This window comes from Aeromonas sp. HMWF017, assembly GCF_003061465.1.
Taxonomy (GTDB): Bacteria; Pseudomonadota; Gammaproteobacteria; order Enterobacterales; family Aeromonadaceae; genus Aeromonas; species Aeromonas veronii.
Map to the genome: position 1 here is coordinate 1 of NZ_QAJD01000164.1, position 19,406 is coordinate 19,406.

Annotated in this window: 15 protein-coding genes; 9 read left to right on the forward strand and 6 right to left on the reverse strand. The window is 58.6% G+C overall.

Annotated elements, in window-relative coordinates; all coding sequences use genetic code 11:
- Window positions 1-294 (forward strand): hypothetical protein (locus DBR30_RS21400; RefSeq protein ID WP_219927580.1); only part of this gene is annotated, 294 nt, incomplete at its 5' end.
- Between the two features lie 278 nt (window positions 295-572).
- Complete coding sequence (locus DBR30_RS18090; RefSeq protein ID WP_108541769.1) at window positions 573-1,394, forward strand: alpha/beta fold hydrolase; 822 nt, start codon at window positions 573-575, stop codon at window positions 1,392-1,394.
- 62 nt (window positions 1,395-1,456) lie between these two features.
- Here DBR30_RS18090 and eno read toward each other — a convergent pair whose 3' ends face one another.
- The 5 genes from eno to rlmD form a co-directional block, all read right to left on the reverse strand.
- Window positions 1,457-2,758 (reverse strand): phosphopyruvate hydratase, encoded by a 1,302-nt coding sequence (gene eno, locus DBR30_RS18095; RefSeq protein WP_005335583.1) that lies wholly within the window; start codon window positions 2,756-2,758, stop codon window positions 1,457-1,459.
- 89 nt (window positions 2,759-2,847) lie between these two features.
- A complete protein-coding gene (pyrG, locus tag DBR30_RS18100; RefSeq protein ID WP_005335584.1) occupies window positions 2,848-4,485 on the reverse strand; it encodes a glutamine hydrolyzing CTP synthase in 1,638 nt (545 codons plus the stop codon).
- Between the two features lie 141 nt (window positions 4,486-4,626).
- Complete coding sequence (gene mazG, locus DBR30_RS18105) at window positions 4,627-5,424, reverse strand: nucleoside triphosphate pyrophosphohydrolase (protein WP_108541770.1); 798 nt, start codon at window positions 5,422-5,424, stop codon at window positions 4,627-4,629.
- Window positions 5,425-5,498: 74 nt separating this feature from the next.
- A complete protein-coding gene (relA, locus tag DBR30_RS18110) occupies window positions 5,499-7,712 on the reverse strand; it encodes a GTP diphosphokinase (protein WP_005335588.1) in 2,214 nt (737 codons plus the stop codon).
- Between the two features lie 231 nt (window positions 7,713-7,943).
- Window positions 7,944-9,266, reverse strand: coding sequence for a 23S rRNA (uracil(1939)-C(5))-methyltransferase RlmD (gene rlmD, locus DBR30_RS18115; protein WP_108541771.1), 1,323 nt, complete (start codon window positions 9,264-9,266; stop codon window positions 7,944-7,946).
- Between the two features lie 153 nt (window positions 9,267-9,419).
- Between rlmD and barA the strand changes: the two genes are divergently transcribed.
- From barA to galE, 7 genes are all read left to right on the forward strand, one after another.
- The gene (barA, locus tag DBR30_RS18120) at window positions 9,420-12,137 is read left to right on the forward strand and encodes a two-component sensor histidine kinase BarA (RefSeq protein WP_108541772.1); all 2,718 of its coding nucleotides are present in this window, start codon (window positions 9,420-9,422) and stop codon (window positions 12,135-12,137) included.
- An 89-nt stretch (window positions 12,138-12,226) separates the two neighbouring features.
- Entirely contained in the window at window positions 12,227-12,706 is a 480-nt protein-coding gene (locus DBR30_RS18125) for a DUF1456 family protein (RefSeq protein WP_005335594.1), read from the forward strand.
- A gap of 34 nt (window positions 12,707-12,740) precedes the next feature.
- Complete coding sequence (locus DBR30_RS18130; protein WP_108541773.1) at window positions 12,741-13,628, forward strand: N-acetylmuramoyl-L-alanine amidase; 888 nt, start codon at window positions 12,741-12,743, stop codon at window positions 13,626-13,628.
- A 155-nt stretch (window positions 13,629-13,783) separates the two neighbouring features.
- Entirely contained in the window at window positions 13,784-14,251 is a 468-nt protein-coding gene (locus tag DBR30_RS18135; RefSeq protein ID WP_005362843.1) for a Dps family protein, read from the forward strand.
- A 288-nt stretch (window positions 14,252-14,539) separates the two neighbouring features.
- On the forward strand, window positions 14,540-16,189 hold the full coding sequence (gene hcp / locus DBR30_RS18140) for a hydroxylamine reductase (RefSeq protein ID WP_108541774.1): 1,650 nt from the start codon (window positions 14,540-14,542) through the stop codon (window positions 16,187-16,189).
- 111 nt (window positions 16,190-16,300) lie between these two features.
- On the forward strand, window positions 16,301-17,287 hold the full coding sequence (locus DBR30_RS18145; RefSeq protein WP_108541775.1) for a hybrid-cluster NAD(P)-dependent oxidoreductase: 987 nt from the start codon (window positions 16,301-16,303) through the stop codon (window positions 17,285-17,287).
- A gap of 94 nt (window positions 17,288-17,381) precedes the next feature.
- A complete protein-coding gene (gene galE / locus DBR30_RS18150) occupies window positions 17,382-18,395 on the forward strand; it encodes a UDP-glucose 4-epimerase GalE (RefSeq protein ID WP_005335608.1) in 1,014 nt (337 codons plus the stop codon).
- Between the two features lie 69 nt (window positions 18,396-18,464).
- Here galE and DBR30_RS18155 read toward each other — a convergent pair whose 3' ends face one another.
- Window positions 18,465-19,166: a phosphatase PAP2 family protein gene (locus DBR30_RS18155; protein WP_108541776.1), complete on the reverse strand. Its 702-nt coding sequence runs from the start codon at window positions 19,164-19,166 to the stop codon at window positions 18,465-18,467.
- Window positions 19,167-19,406 lie beyond the last annotated feature (240 nt).

Below are 19,406 nucleotides of genomic sequence, written 5' to 3' on the forward strand. Positions count from 1 at the left end.
GTTGATTACAATATTTTCAGATATATAGATATCCTCTTCGATAGTGAATTAATAGATGAAAACTATTACAAACTTTTGAAATACGGAACAACGAATGAAACAACTATATCCATGATACAGAATGGTTTTAGTAAAAGTACAGCTGAGCTAATAAATAAAAAATACATCAATTATTTTACCATTGAAAATGGTGAGGTCTTATCAGTAAAAAAAGACATCCATCAGAAATTACTCAATGATGGTATTGGATTTATGCAACGTAACGAGATAGCCATGAACGTGCTAAACAAATAGATTGTAGGTTCGAATAACGTAGCTTATTTTAAAAATCACGAATAACCCCACTACTAAACAAGAAAGGATCGGAAGATACCCTTGCGGGGTTGATATCGCCCCCCCTGGGGCAACCCAAGGCTTGCCGATGCCACTATAAGCTGGATTTATGGGTTTTCCGATAATGACACAACTTTTGCTTATAGTGGCTATCGCCAACCTGAAAGAGCCTACTTACCGGCCACAGGGCGCTTGTCATATACTCTTGTGCTCTTATGACACGCCGGGGAGGCGTTGATATGCAATCACAGACTCACACCTATATCGTCAATGACAGCCCGCTGCCTTGCCTGCAGGCCGGTTCGGGCGAGCCGTTGCTGCTGATCCATGGCGCACTGGCCAACCATACCCTCTGGCTCGAACATATCGAGCAGCTCTCACGTCACTACACCGTCTATGCTCCCACTCTGCGCCACTTTGGCGAGGCGGGCAAAAACGGGCCATTTGGTCTGGAGAGCCACGCCAGCGATCTGCTTGCCCTGCTGGAACAATTGCCGTGCGGGCCAGTACATCTGGCGGGCTGGTCATACGGGGCGGATGTTGCCCTGACCGCTGCCCTGATGGCTCCGGAGCAATTCATAAGCCTCTATCTGGTTGAGCCGGGCTGCCCGGGTGCCCTCGATGAACAGGGGATCGCTGCCTTTATGGCCGATGCCGGAGCCATGTTTGGCCCCGTGTTTGGCCAGGTTGGGGAAGGCTTGTTGCAAGAGGCCGTGGCGACCCTGATCGATGGTTCGGGTGGTCATGCAGGCTATTTTGCTGCACAGCCCCTCAAGTGGCAGCAGGCGCAATTGGCAGAAGCCGATAGTCTGCCCAAACAGTTGAACCAAAGCGAGCGGCCAGATTGGTCACCCGGGCGCCTTGCCATGCTCAACATGCCCACCTGCATCGTGCAGGGCACAGATACCAGAGCGCTGTTTGCGCTGGTCTGTGAGGCTATTGGCAACGCCATTCCCGCCTGCGAGCGCTTGCAGGTGCCACACGCCGGGCACCTCTACCCCATCGAGCAGCCCGCGCTGTTTGTGCAGCATCTGCAACGCTGGCTTGAACAGCAGGCATAAAAAAACCGGAACCCAAGGGTTCCGGTTTTTTTCATTCCAGCCGAGGCTGGCAAACCAGCAAATTAAGCCTGGTTTTTAACTTCTTTCAGACCGCGGAAAGGAGCTTTGGCACCCAGAGCTTCTTCGATACGGATCAGCTGGTTGTACTTGGCAACACGGTCAGAACGGCTCATGGAACCGGTCTTGATCTGGCCAGCAGCGGTACCAACAGCCAGGTCGGCGATGGTCGCGTCTTCGGTCTCACCGGAGCGGTGGGAGATGACGGCAGTGTAGCCAGCGTCTTTGGCCATCTTGATGGCAGCCAGAGTTTCGGTCAGGGAACCGATCTGGTTGAACTTGATCAGGATGGAGTTGGCGATGCCGTTGTCGATACCGCGCTTCAGGATCTTGGTGTTGGTTACGAACAGGTCGTCACCCACGATCTGGATTTTCTTGCCCAGTTCAGCAGTCTGGTAGGCGAAACCTTCCCAGTCAGATTCGTCCAGGCCATCTTCGATGGAGACGATCGGGAACTTGGTGGTCAGGTCAGCCAGGAAGTCGGAGAAACCGTTGGAGGTGAAGACACGACCTTCGCCTTTCAGGTTGTACTCTTTCTTCTCTGCGTCGTAGAACTCGGAAGCAGCGCAGTCCATAGCCAGGGTGATGTCGGTGCCCAGTTTGTAACCGGCAGCGGCAACGGCTTCAGCGATAACTTCCAGCGCTTCGGCGTTGGATTTCAGGTTCGGAGCGAAACCACCTTCGTCACCAACTGCAGTGTTGTAGCCCTTGGACTTCAGCACTTTGGCCAGGTTGTGGAACACTTCTGCGCCCATGCGAACGGCTTCTTTCAGGGTCTTGGCGCCAACCGGCTGGATCATGAACTCCTGGATGTCGACGTTGTTGTCGGCGTGCTCACCACCGTTGATGATGTTCATCATCGGCAGCGGCATGGAGTAAACACCCGGGGTGCCGTTCAGCTCGGCGATGTGGGCGTACAGCGGCATACCTTTGGCAGCAGCGGCAGCTTTGGCGTTAGCCAGGGAAACAGCCAGGATGGCGTTGGCGCCGAACTTGGATTTGTTCTCGGTACCGTCGAGGTCGATCATGATCTGGTCGACAGTGGCCTGGTCCTTGGCATCTTTACCCAGCAGAGCTTGAGCGATCGGGCCGTTTACGGCTTCGATGGCTTTCAGCACGCCTTTACCCAGGAAACGGCTCTTGTCGCCGTCACGCAGTTCCAGCGCTTCGCGGGAACCGGTGGACGCGCCAGACGGAGCGGCTGCCATACCAACAAAACCACCTTCCAGGTGAACTTCGGCCTCAACGGTCGGGTTACCACGGGAGTCGATGATTTCACGACCGATCACTTTAACGATCTTGGACATGTGTATTTCCTCAGGTTTCGTAAAAAAACAACAAAAATATGCCAAAAAAAGCGGCTGTGGCACAGTGCCCCAACCGCATTTATTTTCAATTACTTCAAATTACGCTTCTGATACTCGCCTGCCGCCTTCACAAAACCGGCGAACAGAGCGTGGCCATCACGAGGAGTAGAGGTGAACTCCGGGTGGAACTGCGCAGCCACGAACCAGGGGTGATCCGGGATCTCGATGATTTCCACCAACTTCTTGTCGGCGGAGAGACCGGTCACTTTCAGACCTGCCGCTTCAATCTGCGGCAGCAGCTTGTTGTTGACTTCGTAACGGTGACGGTGACGCTCGTAAATGGTCGGGCTGCCGTACATCTGACGCACTTTGGAATCTTCGACCAAGTGGCAGAGCTGGGAACCCAGACGCATGGTACCGCCCAGATCAGACTTCTCGGTACGGGTCTCGACGTTACCTTCTTCATCCACCCACTCGGTGATGAGGCCGACAACCGGATAGGCGCAATCTTTCTTGAATTCGGAGGAGTGAGCCCCTTCCATGCCCGCCACGTTGCGAGCGAATTCGATCATGGCAACCTGCATGCCGAGGCAGATACCCAGGTAGGGGATCTTGTTCTCGCGGGCATACTGGGCAGCCAGAATTTTGCCTTCCACACCGCGCTCACCGAAGCCACCCGGCACCAGGATCGCGTCCAGACCTTCCAGCAGCTCGGCGCCACGGGTCTCGATATCCTGAGAGTCGATGTACTTGATGTTGACGGAGTGACGGGTCTTGAGACCACCGTGCTTGAGCGCCTCGTTGACGGACTTGTAAGCGTCCGGCAGGGAGACGTACTTGCCGACCATACCGATGGTTACTTCACCAGTCGGGTTGGCCTCTTCGTAGATAACCTGTTCCCACTCGGACAAATCAGCTTCTTTGCACTCCAGACCGAAACGCTCGGTGAAGTAGGAGTCCAGGTTCTGGGATTTCAGCAGTGCCGGGATCTTGTAGATAGAGTCGACGTCTTTCATGGAGATGACGGCGCGCTCGGGCACGTTGCAGAACAGGGCAATCTTGGCGCGCTCGTTGGCCGGAATGGCACGGTCGGAGCGGCAGATCAGCACATCCGGCTGGATACCGATGGAGAGCAGCTCTTTCACGGAGTGCTGGGTCGGCTTGGTCTTCACTTCACCGGCAGCAGCCAAGTAAGGAACCAGCGTCAGGTGCATGAACATTGCATTGTTGCGGCCCACTTCGGCAGCCAGCTGACGAATGGCCTCGAGGAACGGCAGGGACTCGATGTCACCTACGGTACCGCCCACTTCGACGATGGCAACCTGATGGCCTTCGGCACCGGCAATCACACGCTCCTTGATGGCGTTGGTGATGTGCGGGATAACCTGAATGGTGGCGCCCAGATAGTCACCACGACGCTCTTTACGCAGTACGTCGGCGTAGATACGGCCGGTGGTAAAGTTGTTGCGACGGGTCATCTTGGTGCGGATGAAACGCTCGTAGTGGCCCAAATCCAGATCGGTTTCGGCCCCGTCCTCGGTTACGAACACTTCACCATGCTGGGTCGGGCTCATGGTGCCCGGATCCACGTTGATGTACGGGTCCAGTTTCATGATGGTCACATCCAGACCACGGGCTTCCAGAATGGCTGCCAGAGAAGCTGCGGCAATGCCTTTGCCGAGGGATGAAACAACGCCACCAGTAACAAAAATATATTTGGTCGTCATGCTGAACCTGAAAGAAGTTTAGGGAATTTTAAGGGGTGCTTCGGGGATGAAGCAGGACGGGGAAACAGTATACCAAAAACCCCTCTCCCAAACAATGAGCAAAAATCTATCAGGCTCACCGCCCCCCCATCTTGCGCCAAATCAACTTTGCTCGGTTTCCTTCGCCTTATCCCAGGCGGCATCGAGCTTTTCGAGGGTGCAATCGGTCATTTTCAAGCCTTCTGCGGCGATTATCTGCTCAACCTGACGAAAACGACGTTCGAACTTGGCGTTGGCGCCGCGCAGCACCTGCTCCGGATCCTTGCCCAGATGACGCACCAGATTGACGGTGGCAAACAGCAAGTCGCCGAGCTCGTCGCTCACCCGCGCCTCGTCCACATCGGCCATCAGCGCCTCTTCCATCACCTCGTCGATCTCTTCGTGGATCTTGTCCACCACAGGCCCCAGCGTCTTCCAGTCAAAACCGACGGTGGCGCAGCGTTTCTGAATTTTGGCGGCGCGGGTCAGGGCAGGCAGCGAGAGCGGGATGTCGTCCAGCACGCTCTCTTTGTCGAGGGCCGCCCGCTCTTTGGCCTTTTCCGCTTCCCAGTTCGCTTTTACCGCTTTCTCGTCGCCAAGGTCTGCATCGGAAAAAACGTGGGGATGACGGCGAATGAGCTTTTCGCTCACCGTATCGACGATATCGACGAAGTCGAACAAGCCGCGCTCTTTACCCAGCTGGGCATAGAACACCACCTGAAACAGCAGGTCACCCAACTCCCCTTTCAGCCCTTGCCAATCCTCGGTCTCGATGGCATCGGCCACTTCGTAGGCCTCTTCCAGGGTGTGCGGCACTATGGTCTGGAAGTCCTGTTTCAGATCCCAGGGGCAGCCGTTTTGCGGATCGCGCAGGCGAGCCATGATGTCGAGCAGTTGGGGCAGATCGTAACGTTGGGACATGGGATATTCGCTTGTTGATTCGTTCAAAAAGGGTCGTAAATGCAGACCGGCCACTGGGGCCGGTCGGTTCGCTATCAAAGCCGCTTGGCGCTGATCACGTCGTTGAGCTGACTGAGCTTGGCCAACGCCCGGTTGAAGGCGTTGATGTTGTAAATCTCCAGCTCCATGTCGATCTCGGCGGTCTGCTCGCGCACGTTGGAGCGTGAGCGCACCCCCATCACATTGATCTTCTCGTTGGCCAGCACTGTGGTGATATCGCGCAGCAGGCCGGAGCGATCGTTGGAGATGATCCGGATGGTGAGGCCATAGCCGCCGGAGTAGTTCTCCCCCCACACCGCATCGATCAGCCGCTCCGGGTTGCGCCGTGACAGCTCCTTGAGCTGCTCGCAATCTTCCCGGTGAATGGATACGCCGCGCCCCATGGTGATAAAGCCCTGAATGGAGTCCCCCGGAATGGGCTGACAGCAGCGGGCGATATGGGTCATCAGGTTGCCAACCCCTTCCACCACTATGTGGTCTTTGGGCTTGTGGCGCATCGGCGCATTGGCCTTCTGCTCCAGCTTCTCCAGCAATCGGCGATCTTCCTCTTCCGCCGTCGGCTTGTTGTAGCAGGTGTCGAGATAGTTGAGCACTTGGTTGATGCGGATATCGCCGCTGCCGATACCGGCCAGCAGATCGTCGGTGCTCTCCAGATTGAAGCGGCGCAGCATGTTGCCCTTGTCGATCTTGGACATGCTGAGGTTGTGGCGATCCAGCTCCTTCTCGAACAGCTCGCGACCGGCCACGATATTCTTGTCCCGATCCAGTTTTCTGAACCAGGTCGCCACCTTGGCCCGCGCCCGGCTGGAGCGCAGGAAGCCGGCGTTGGGGTTCATCCAGTCGCGGCTCGGGTTCGGCTCTTTCTGGGTGATCACCTCCACCTGATCGCCGGTCTGCAGCGCGTAGGTGAACGGCACGATGCGACCATCAATCTTGGCGCCGATGCAGCGGTGGCCGATCATGCTGTGGACGTGATAGGCAAAATCGAGCGGGGTGGCGCCTGCCGGCAGGTCGATGACATCCCCTTTCGGGGTGAAGACGTAGACTCTGTCCTCGAACACCTGACTGCGCAGATCTTCCAGCAGGGAGCCGCTCTCGGAGAGATCCTCCTGCCAGGCGAGCAGCTTGCGCAGCCACTCGATCTTGTCTTCGAAGGTGTTGGCCTTGCCGCCTGCCTGTGCCCCTTCCTTGTAGCGCCAGTGCGCCGCGACGCCGAGTTCGGCATCCTGATGCATCTGGTCGGTACGGATCTGGATCTCGACAGTCTTGCCCTCCGGCCCCACCACGACGGTGTGGATCGACTGATAGCCGTTGGGTTTGGGGTTGGCGACATAGTCGTCAAACTCGCGGGGAATGTGGTGGAACTGGGTGTGGACTATGCCGAGCGCTGCATAGCAATCCTGCAACCGCTTGGTCACTACCCGCACCGCGCGCACGTCGAACAACTCGTTGAATTCGAGGTGCTTCTTCTGCATCTTGCGCCAGATGCTGTAGATGTGTTTCGGCCGACCGTACACCTCGGCGTCAACTCCCGCCTCTTTCAACCCATTACGCAGGGATTGCACAAACTCGCGGATATAGCGCTCGCGGTCGAGCCGCTTCTCGTCGAGCTGCTTGGCGATCTGTTTGTAGGTATCCGGGTGCAGGTAACGGAAGGCGAGATCTTCCAGCTCCCACTTGAGCTGGCCGATGCCCAGACGGTTGGCGAGCGGCGCATAGATATTGGTGATCTCCTGGGCCATCAGCACCCGGGTCTCTTCATCTGCCGTCTTCGCTTCCCGCAGGCAGGCGATCCGCTCCGCCAGCTTGATCACCACGGCGCGCACATCCTCGACCATGGCGAGCAACATGCGACGCACATTGTCGACCTGCTCCGGCGAGGTTTCGCTGCGATGGAGGGTCTGCAGGGAGCGGATGGCTTCCATCTCCAGCACCCCTTCCACCAGCTTGGCGATCTTGGAGCCGAAATCCTCGTCCATCCGCTCCTGGCTGATGAGACCGGCTTCGACGAAGGGGTAGATGATGGCCGCTTTGAGGGTGCCGATATCCATGCTGAGCATCTGCAGGATGCCCACCATTTCGATGCCACGCACCAGCAGCTTGCTGGTCAGCGCCTCGTCACCGAGCGTCAGACAATACTGATAGACGGTTCGCAACTGATCCTTTTCACTGTCACTCAAGGAGAGCGAGCTGACCCACTCTTCCAGGGTGAAGTTGTCTTTCAAATGAATATCGCGAACCGCAACCATGGTATCAATCCTTTAAATTATCGGGCCGAAAGCTGTCACTTTCTCCCCTCATGAGATTGCCTCAAATGGGGATATCCAGCGCACTTTTCAAGGCATATTGTCCAGAAAGACAATAGAGCGCGCCAACAGGCCCTGCCGAACGACGAGGGTCTAGATTACCCCAATCACATCAGCTCAAACAGACGCAGACACGCCAGATTACATATCCGCATCGCCGAACTGATGAGTCATTTACTCCCGTTCAAACAGCGCCATGGACTCCAGATGACCGGTGTGAGGGAACATGTCGAGCATGCCGAGGCGCACCAGACGGTAACCCCCTTTCACCAGCACCTGACTGTCTCGCGCCAGGGTGACCGGGTTACAGGAGACGTAGACCACCCGCTTGGGTGAAAGTTTCACGACGTGTCCCATCACTTCCAGCGCGCCGGGGCGCGCCGGATCCAGCAGCACCAGATCGAACCCTTCCCGCGCCCAGGACATGCCGACGATGTCATCGCTCAGGTCGGCCTTGTAGAAACGGGCATTGGTGATGCCGTTGCGACGGGCGTTCTCTTCGGCCCGCTGCACCATGGCCAGTTCACCTTCGACACCCACCACTTCGCGAGCCTGACTGGCCAGCGGCAGGGTGAAGTTGCCGATACCGCAGAAGAGATCGAGCACCTTGTCATCCTTGCTCGCCCCGAGCCATGTCAGCGCCTGCCCCACCATGTTCTGGTTGATGGGGCCGTTGACCTGAATGAAATCACCGGGAGCAAATGCAAGAGACAGGCCATCCAGCGAGTAGGATGGGGAAAAATGTTGCTGCAGCGCTTCGATGCGATCATCGGCCGCCTGCAGATAGAGGTCGATCCCCTGCGCTTTTGCAAACTCCACCAGCAGGGCACGATCCGCCTCATTGGGGCGGCCAGTATGGCGCAGCAGCATCATGATCCCCTGCTCGGCTTGGATTAGCTCCGCATGGCCCAGCTCGCGCTGGCTCTTGAGGCGATTGAGGCACTCACGCAGCGGGGCAATCAGCGCAGAGAGCGGCTCGGCCAGCACAGGGCAACTGTCGATCTCCACCAGATCGTTGCTGTTGCGACGGCGGAAACCGACCCGGGTGCAGCGACCGTTCTTGTCAAATTTGATGGCCAGACGACAGACCCGGCGGTAGGCGCGATCTTCACCGGTCAGTACCGGCTCCAGCGCCGGCGCCTTGATGTTGCCCAACCGCTCGAACAGGCTGACCAGTCCCGCGGCCTTGGCGGCTTGCTGATCGGCAACCGACATGTGCTGGACACTGCAACCGCCGCACTCGCGATAGTGGCTGCAAAAGGGGGCGATACGATTGGCCGCCGGGGTCACCACCTGTTGCAAGGCGGCGTGACCATACTGCTTTTTCTCTTCGGTGATGCGTGCCTTGACGGTCTCGCCGGGCAGTGCCCCTTCGACGAAGATCGCCTTGCCCTGATGGCGACCGATACCGACGCAGTGGTGATCGAGGGTGTCTATCGTAAATTCAATGCGTTGGAGCTGGGTGGACTTCTTTTGGGGCTTGAAAAACTGGGCCATAAAACTTGGTGCCTATAGGTGGCTATGTCATGATTGTGGAATCTGCTGCCGGGTATTGTCCCACAAGAATAATAGTATGACCAAATACGGCCACAGAGCCCGTGTATTGCCATCAACCCTATCGCCAACCCTGTTCACTGGTGGCCTGTTCGTATGACCAAATATGGCCTGAGAGCACGCGTTCTCGCCTTCACCATCCTGCCGACCCTGATCATCGGTGGCCTGATGGCCGGTTACTTCACCTTCCACCGCTACCAGCAGCTGGAAAACAACCTCATTGATCAGGGGATCAACATCATCGAACCGCTGGCGATCGCCAGTGAATACGGGATGACCCAGCACAGTCGCGAATCCCTCAAGCGGCTGATTGGCCTGACCCACCGCAAGAACTCCCCCTTCATCAAGTCCATCGCTGTCTTCACCCAGGACAACCAGCTGTTCGTCACCTCGAACTATCACCGGGATTTCACCCGGCTCAGGCTGCCCGATGGCGAGCCTATTCCGGATCTGACCAGCGTAACGTTTCAGGGGGACGACATCATTTTGCGCACCCCGATCCAGGCTGAAACCAGTCTGGATGGCTTCCCGCTGCCCAGCGATGTGGAGCCGCCGATGATCGGCTACATCTCGATGCAGATGGCGACCGATCGGGCCATGCTGCTGCAGTACCGCGATACCTTCTTTGCGGTGATCATGGTGCTCATCGGGGTGGCCTTCAGCACCCTGTTTGGCTTCCGTCTGGTCAAGAGCGTGACCCAGCCCATCACCAACATGGTGCAGGCGGTGCACAAGATCAGGGAGGGGCGGCTCGATACCCGGGTCAGCGGCCAGCTCACCGGCGAGCTGGATATGCTGAAAAACGGCATCAACGCCATGGCCAAGGCGCTCTCCGAATATCACGAAGAGATGCAGCAGAATATCGATCAGGCCACCTCTGACCTGCGCGAAACCCTGGAGCAGATCGAGATCCAGAACGTCGAACTCGACATGGCCAAGAAGCGGGCGCAGGAGGCGGCGCGGGTCAAGTCGGAGTTTCTGGCCAACATGTCCCACGAGCTGCGTACCCCGCTCAACGGGGTCATCGGTTTTACCCGCCAGCTGCTGAAAACCAGCCTGACCCCGAGCCAGACCGACTATATGCAGACTATCGAGAAGTCGGCGCGCAACCTGCTTGGCATCATCAACGACATCCTCGACTTCTCGAAGTTGGAAGCGGGCAAGCTGCAGCTGGAGCATATCCCGTTCAGCCTGCGCGACACCCTCAACGAGACCATGCACCTGCTCGGCCCCAGCGCCCACGACAAGCAGCTGGAGCTCTCCCTGCGGGTGGATGCCGATGTGCCGGACTACCTCACCGGCGACCCCATGCGTCTGCAACAGGTGCTGACCAACCTCACCGGCAACGCCATCAAGTTCACCGAACAGGGCAACGTGGATGTCCATATCGAGCAGACCGGCAGTGGCAACCACAAGGTGAGGCTCAACGTCCAGATCCGCGATACCGGCATCGGTATCTCCCAAGAGCAGCAACATCAGCTGTTCCAGGCCTTCAATCAGGCCGACTCCTCCATCTCCCGCCGTTATGGCGGCACGGGCCTGGGCCTCGTCATCACCCAGAAGCTGGTGCAGCAGATGGGCGGCCAGATCCGCTTCGAATCGGAGCTCGGCAAGGGATCCATCTTCTCCTTCAGTCTGGATGTGGAGGTCTCACCCCTGCCCCAGACCGATCAACTGCCGCTGGATCGGATCCGTGGCAAACGGCTCTGGTTGCTGGAACCGGATCCCTTCGCGCAAGCCTCTCTGCTCGCCCTGTTGGCGGAGTGGCACCTCGACGTGCACCCACTGACCAGCGATGATCCCTGGCCCGAGATGAGCGAGCAGGAGATGGTGATCATCGGCAGCAGCACCCTGCATACGCCGCAGCAGGTGATCGGCCGTCTCGACAGACTGAACGGCCAGCAGCAGAACACCATAGTACTGCTCAGCAGCCACGAGCCAGCGCTCTATGAAGCTATGCTGGCCCATGGCGCCCAGCACTGTCTCTCCAAACCGGTCAACCACCGCAAGCTGCTGCACGCCCTGCTCTCGCCGGAATCGAGCCGCCAGAAGCTACCTGCTCAGCCTGCTCCGCGCCAGTTGCAGCCAATCAAGGTGCTGGCGGTGGATGACAACGCAGCCAACCTCAAGCTGATCGCCGCCATGCTCAAGGAGATGGTGAGTCAGGTGGTGGTGTGCAAAAACGGCAAGGAAGCGGTCAAGCAGGCCCAGAGCCAGCCGTTCGACATCATCTTCATGGATATCCAGATGCCGATCATGGATGGCATCAGCGCCACCCAGGCGATCCGCAACCAGTCCCTCAACACCACCACCCCGATCGTGGCGGTGACCGCTCACGCCATCCCCGGCGAACGGGAGCGGCTGATCCGGCAGGGGATGGACGACTATCTGGCCAAACCCATCGACGAGAGCATGCTGGCCCAGCTCATCACCGACTTTGCCCATCGCCGCCACCAGAATAATGGTGCCCAACAAATCGACTGGGCACTGGCGGTGCGACAAGCGGCGGGGAAAGAGCATCTCGCCAGAGAGATGCTGACCATGCTGCTGGCCAGTTTCGAGGAGGTGGAACCTGTGCTGGATAGCGCGCTGGCGGGCGAAATTGAAGATAGCGAGGTGCTGGCCCAACTCCATCGCCTCAACGGCGGCTGTGCCTATTCCGGGGTGCCGGGACTGCAACGGCTGCTCTCCCAGCTGGAGCAACAGCTGCGTGACGGCGTGCCGGTGAGCGAGCTGGAACCCGAGCTGCTGGAGCTGCAAGATGCGCTGGAACTGGTGCGCCAGGAGGCGCCCCGCTATCTCGGCAAGGCTTGATGAGCTTGACCTGAACTGTATCGGCCCCCGCTTTTTCTGACGCGAGGGCCGCCAGATGGTAAAGTTGCGCCGTTTACACAGGAGTCAGCATGACCAACAACGATATTCTGCGCCGTCTGCGCTACGCCCTCACCATCAGCAACGACCAGATGGTCGAGATGTTTGCCAAGGGCAACCTGACGGTCACTCACGCCCAGCTGCACAGCTGGTTGATGAAAGAGGCAGCGGAAGGTGAAGAGCAAGAGGCAGGCTATGTCGCCTGTCCCGACTCGGCCCTGAGCCAGTTCCTCGACGGTTTCATCATCGCCCGCCGCGGCGTGCGGGAAGATGCACCGGCCCAGGTGATCCCGAACCGGATCAACAACAACATGATCCTGCGCAAGCTGCGTATCGGTCTCAACTTCAAGGAAGAGGACATGCTCGGCACCCTCAAGCTCGCCGACTTCAACCTCTCCAAGTCCGAGCTCAGTGCCCTGTTCCGCTCCAAGGATCACAAGCACTATCAGGATTGCGGGGATCAGATCCTGCGCAACTTCCTGATCGGTCTCACGGCCAAATACCGCGGCTAACCAGCCGCGCGACTGACCAGACCGGGCCTTCGACATGTGCCAGCGACTCACTCCTCCCACGCTCAGCAGACTGACTGTGGCAGGGGGATGGCGCTGGCGCTGTCTTCTTCCCCTCTTCTTTCTGCCACTGGTTCTGCTGCTGGGTGGTTGTACTCCGTCCGAATACCAGCTCTCTACCCGCTATCAGAGCGCCAACCAGAATGAGCGGATCGCCTTTCTGATCCTTCACTACACCGACGAAGACGATGCCAATTCCTTGCGCCTGCTGACCGAGCCGGAGCACAAGGTGAGCGCCCACTACCTGATCCCCCGCGACAGCCACGAGACCCCGCTACCGGTCTATCAGCTGGTGCCGGACAACGCGCGCGCCTGGCATGCGGGACGCAGCCGCTGGCACCAATATGCCGGGCTCAATGCCAGCTCCCTTGGCATCGAGATCGTCAACCTCGGCTATCCAGCAGAAGATGAGCCACTACCGCCCGAGGCGCGGCGCTGGCAACCCTATCCCCCGCAGCAGATTGCTGCCGTCGGCGCCCTCAGCCGGGAGCTGGTCGCCCGCTACCGGATTCCACCGACCCAGGTGCTGGGCCACAGCGATGTCGCCCCCGAGCGCAAGCAGGATCCCGGCCCCCACTTCCCCTGGCGCCAGCTCTATCTGACGTACGGAGTCGGCGCCTGGCCAGATGAAGGTCGGGTGGCCGAGCTACTGGCCAGTCCCTTGCCCGATTGGGATGCGTCAATGTGGCAGCAGCAGCTGGCCCGCTATGGCTATGGCCTACCCCGGAGCGGCCAGTGGGATGAGCAGAGCCGCGCCGTCATGGGCGCCTTTCAACTCCACTTTCGCGCCAGCAAGGTCGATAGCAAACCGGACCGCGAGTGTCAGGCCATCCTGATGGCGCTGCTGGAAAAATACTTTCCCTAATCCTCATCCATTTACCCCGTTGCCGCGTACTGTTTGATAGCCATTAACTATCAAACAGTTAGGTACAAGCAATTGTCCCTGCATTTTGCAAGGCGTTACTCTGAGTGCGTTCCGAAAGAGAATTTCAAACCGATTTCCAAATCTGGAGGTGAATGATGAAAAGCCCGATTGGTCTTGATACTGCTCAATCACAAGCCCTGGCAGCCGAGTTGAACAAATTGCTGGCCAGCTACCAGATCCTCTACATGAACGTGCGCGGCTTCCACTGGAATATCCGTGGCAACCAGTTCTTCGAACTGCACCTGAAATTTGAAGAGATTTACAACGACCTGCTGCTGAAAGTCGATGCACTGGCCGAGCGGATCCTGACGCTGGATGGCGTGCCCATGCACAGCTTCAGTGACTACCTGAAAGTCTCTGCCATCCCCGAGCAAAAAGGGCTGCACGATGGCCGCGCCTGTGTCGAATCCCTGCTGGATAGCTTCCGCGAACTGCTGGTCGCCCAGCGCCGTATTCTGGGTCAGGCCGCCGAAGCCGGTGATGAGGGCACTGCCTCCATCCTCTCCGACTATGTGCAGCAGCAGGAAAAACTGGTCTGGATGCTGCGCGCTTATCTGGCCTGATAGTGAACCAAGCCGACTACAGCGTACGTATGCTGGCTTGAGTAAGTACCGGGCCGAAAGCTCCTGACCAGACCACGGCCCAATCCGTCTGATTGTTATGTTCTGTTGCAAACCTGAGTTGTCTCTCCTTTTATCCACCCGCTTGCCGCCCTGTTTGGGCGGCTTTTTTGTTTTTGATCTGCATCAAGGGAACCTTAATTGGCAAATTGAATGCCTATTAAGTTTTTCACGAGGGGAATAGAATCGCCACAAAACAGACAACTGAAATGTCCAATTAGGAGAGACATGATGTTTTGTGTGCAATGTGAACAGACAATTCGTACCCCGGCTGGCAACGGCTGTGCCTACGCACAAGGCATGTGCGGCAAGACGGCGGAAACCTCGGATCTGCAAGATGTGCTGATCTATACCCTGCAGGGACTCAGCGCCTGGGCGCTGGCCGCCCGCGAGCAGGGCATCATAGACCGCGAGATCGATGCCTTCGTGCCCAAGGCCTTCTTCGCCACTCTCACCAACGTCAACTTCGACTCGAATCGCATCGTGGCCTACGTCAATCAGGCCCTCGCTTATCGCCAGCAGTTGGCCGATCGTCTGACCGCCATGGCGGTGCAGGTCAACGACTTGCCACACTCCGCTTACTTCGAACCCGGTGCCGAACTGCTGGAACAACTTGCCCATGCCGCACCAGCCGCCCCCAATCGGGGCAAGAGCGAGGTGAACGAAGACATCATGGGGCTGCGTCTGCTCTGCCTCTACGGCCTCAAGGGGGCCGCCGCCTATATGGAACACGCCCGGGTGCTGGATCAGCAGAGTGACGAGGTGGCCACCGAATTCCATCGCATCATGAGCTGGCTCAGCACAGACCCGAGCGAAATGGGTCGGCTGTTCAGCTGCGCCATGGAGATCGGTCAGCTCAACTTCAAAATCATGGAGATGCTGGATCTGGGTGAAACCAGCACCTTCGGCCATCCTGAGCCGACCCAGGTCAGGGTCACGCCAATTCCCGGCAAGTGCATTCTGGTCTCCGGCCACGACATGATGGATCTCAGACTCATTCTGGAGCAGACCAAGGGGACCGGCATTCATGTCTACACCCACGGCGAGATGCTGCCCGCGCTGGCCTACCCCTTCTTCAAGCAGTACCCCCATCTGGTGGGCAACTACGGCTCCGCCTGGCAGAACCAGCAGAAGGAGTTTGCCAACTTCCCGGGCGCGGTGGTTATGACCTCCAACTGCATCATCGACCCGAACGTGGGCAACTACTCGGATCGCATCTTCACCCGCTCCATCGTCGGCTGGCCGGGCGTCACTCATCTGGAGGGGGATGATTTCTCCGCAGTGATCGCCAAGGCCCAAGCGCTGGAAGGCTTCAAGCACACCGAGCTCGAGCACTTCATCACCATCGGCTTTGCCCGCAACGCCCTGATGCAGGCCGCCCCCGCGGTGATTGAGAAGGTCAAAGCCGGAGAGATCAGCCACTTCTTCCTGGTGGGTGGCTGTGACGGTGACAAGGCCGAGCGCGCCTACTTTACCGAGTTTGCCAAGGCGGCGCCGCGCGACAGCCTGCTGCTCACCCTGGGCTGCGGCAAATACAAGTTCAACAAGCTCGACTTTGGCGACATCGGCGGCATTCCGCGTCTGCTGGACGTGGGTCAGTGCAACGATGCCTACTCCGCCATCCAGTTAGCGCTGGCGCTCTCCGAAGCGTTCGAGTGCGGTGTCAACGATCTGCCGCTGACGCTGGTGCTCTCCTGGTTCGAGCAAAAAGCCATCGTTATTCTGCTCACCCTGCTCTCCCTCGGGGTGAAAGACATCCGTACCGGCCCGACCGCCCCGGCCTTCCTCACCCCGGCTCTGCTCAAGGTGCTGGAAGAGCAGTTCGGTCTGAAAGGGACCACCACGGCCGAGGCTGACTTGGCCGAGATCCTGGCGGCCTGATCGGCACCTCATGTTGTAAGCGTTTGGCGAGCCGCCCGGCTCGCCTTTTTTCTGGATCCGGCTTTTTCACCAGACGTTTTTCAAACCGTTTCAAACCTAAGGAGCCTTGTGATGACCTCTCTCACGCTCACCTGCATTGGCCGCCAACAGAACACCCACGACGTAGTAAGCTGGCAGCTGGCGCCGCTTTCTGGCAGCCTCCCTCCCGTGCTGGCAGGCCAGTGCATCACCCTGCACACCGAGATCGACGGCCAGCCCCACTGCCGTGCCTATACCCTCTCCTCCAGCCCGCAGGATGCCTGCTGGCAGGTCACCATCAAGGATGTGGGACAGGTCTCTCGCCATCTGCACCAGACCCTGCAGGTGGGAGACAAGATCCGGGCCGATGGCCCGTTCGGCGATTTCAACCTGACCGCCATCCCCTGCCAGCGGCCGCTGCTCTTGAGCGCTGGCTCAGGCATCACCCCCATGTGGGCCATGCTGCGGGATGAGCTCGCCAAACGGCCGGATGCCGATATCCGCTTTATCCATAGCGCCCGCTTGCCAGCAGATGTGATCTTTACCGAGGAGCTGACTGCGCTGACTGAGGCACATATCGGGCTACGTCATGCATTCGTGCTGGAGCAAGCTCCGGCTGACCACCCCTGGGTTGGCCGACTCACCCCCGCCATGCTGGCCGAATTGGCCCCAGACCTGCGCGAACGCCATGTCTATCTCTGTGGCCCGGCCCCCTATATGGCTGCGGTCAAAACCATGCTGGCGGAACTGGGATTGCCGCCGGAGCAGCTGCATCAGGAGTCCTTCGGTCTTCCTCCCGTAGAGCCCGCCACCACCAGCGACCACTTCTGGCTGACCCTGAACAAGAGCGGTAAAAAGGTGAAAATCCTGCCGGGTCAGACCCTGCTGGCGGCGCTGGAAGCTGCAGGCGAAACCATGATGGCGGCTTGTCGCGCCGGAGTATGTGGCAGCTGTCGTTGCACCACCACAGGTGACATCGAGCGCCAGAGCGTGATGACCTTGAGTGCGCAGGATCTGGAGAGCGGCGTGGCACTGGCCTGTTCCTGCACTGCGAAAGGGGATATCAGTCTCGATTATTGAGATACAAAAAGGGCTTCATTGGTATCTCAACCTTTTCCCGAGCGGGCAGGACGGGTAGACTCTGCCCCAGTTTCACCAGAACACGGGATAAAAAATGACAATACTGGTCACAGGGGGCGCCGGCTATATCGGCTCCCACACCCTGGTTGAGCTGCTCGGCGCGGGGCAGCAGGTCGTGGTACTCGACAACCTCTCCAACTCCTCACCGGAGTCACTCAAGCGGGTCGAGCAGATCACCGGCAAACCTGTCACCTTCGTCGAAGGGGATGTGCTGGACAGAGCCTGCCTGCAGCAGCTGTTCGCCAACCACCAGATCGAATCGGTCATCCACTTCGCCGGCCTCAAGGCGGTCGGGGAGTCGAGCCAGATCCCGCTCACCTACTACCAGAACAACATCAGCGGCACTCTGGTGCTGTGCGAAGAGATGGCCAAGGCCGGGGTTTTCCGGCTGGTATTCAGCTCCTCGGCCACTGTCTATGGCGATCCCGCCTCGGTACCGCTGCGGGAAGATTTCCCCACCAGCGCCACCAACCCCTATGGTCGCTCCAAGCTGATGGTGGAGGAGATCCTGCGCGATCTCGCCAAATCCGATCCCCGCTGGGCTATCGTACTGCTGCGTTACTTCAACCCGGTCGGCGCCCACGAGAGCGGCCTGATTGGTGAAGATCCCAACGGCATCCCCAACAACCTGCTGCCCTATATCAGTCAGGTCGGCGTGGGCAAGCTCAAGGAGCTGGGGGTATTTGGCAACGACTACCCGACCCCGGATGGCACCGGCGTACGTGACTACATCCATGTGGTGGATCTGGCCATCGGCCACCTGAAAGCACTGGCGCGCATCAAGAGCGACACCGGCGTCTTCACCTACAACCTGGGCACAGGTCAGGGCTACTCGGTACTGGAGATGGTCAAGGCGTTTGAAGCGGCCAGCGGCCGACCCATTCCCTACCAAATCAAACCCCGTCGCCCGGGCGACATCGCCGAGTGCTGGGCAGAGCCGACGCTGGCCCGTGCCGAGCTGGGCTGGCAGGCAGAGCGCGGTCTGGAGCAGATGATGGTCGATACCTGGCGCTGGCAAAGCAACAACCCGAACGGCTATCAAGGCTGATCTCTCGCGGGTTGATAATAAAACGCCCCGACATTTTCATGTCGGGGCGTTTTATTTTGCGACGCTCAATCAGTGGGTCTGACTGCGCAGCAGCGGCACACGGGCCAATCGGGGGGCGATGCGGTCTATCAGCCGATCCGCCAGCGGGGTCAACAGCAACCAGGGCAGACAGAGGGTCGCCAGCCCCAGCGCGCCGACGTAGACATCGGTAAACCAGTGGGCGCCAGCCAGAATGCGCGGCGCGGAAAAGATCGGCACCATCAGCAATGCGGTGACTCCCGCCCAGCGCGGCAGATAGCGCAGGGCAAAACCGGCGAAGATCATCAGGAACAGGGCGTGATCCCCGGGGAAGCTATCACCGGAAGAGTCCTTGGTCGGAATACCGCTGATCTGGGTCACCCGCAGCGCATCGGCCACAATCAGGGTCGGACTGGGTCGCTCCACCGGCAATCGGTGACCAAGCTGGTTGATCACCAGAGCACTCAGCAGCATCACTATGCCCATCGCTACCAGTTGGCGACGACCCGCCAGATCCCGTGCAAAGAAACAGCGGACCAGGATCAGCCCCATACAGGCCAGCACCGCCAGATCGAACAGCCGGTTATTGGTGATAGCCACCAGATCGGCCCACAGAGCCGACTGCCCGAGCCAGCCGTTAACGGTGTGAAAAATCGTGAGGTCCCACTGATCCCAGGGACCATGATCGGGCAACGCAGCCCAACTGATGGCCACCAGACCACCGACCAGATAGCAAAGCAGGAACTTGCCCATGGGGACTCTCCTTTGGAAAAGGGCGATATCGTAAAACTGTAGCGTGCGTCACAAAACCGAAGAATTGTAAAAAAGTGCGACACAATATCAAGCCTCAAATAAAGCCCGCCTGGCCATTCCAATCTCGCATATCCCAACAGCGCCAAGATTTCTGCCTCCGGTGCTGCATCTGTGGGCCTATCACCATGAGTGCGGCTTGTGCCACCACCGCAACACCCCCTAGAATGCGCACTTCCCTTT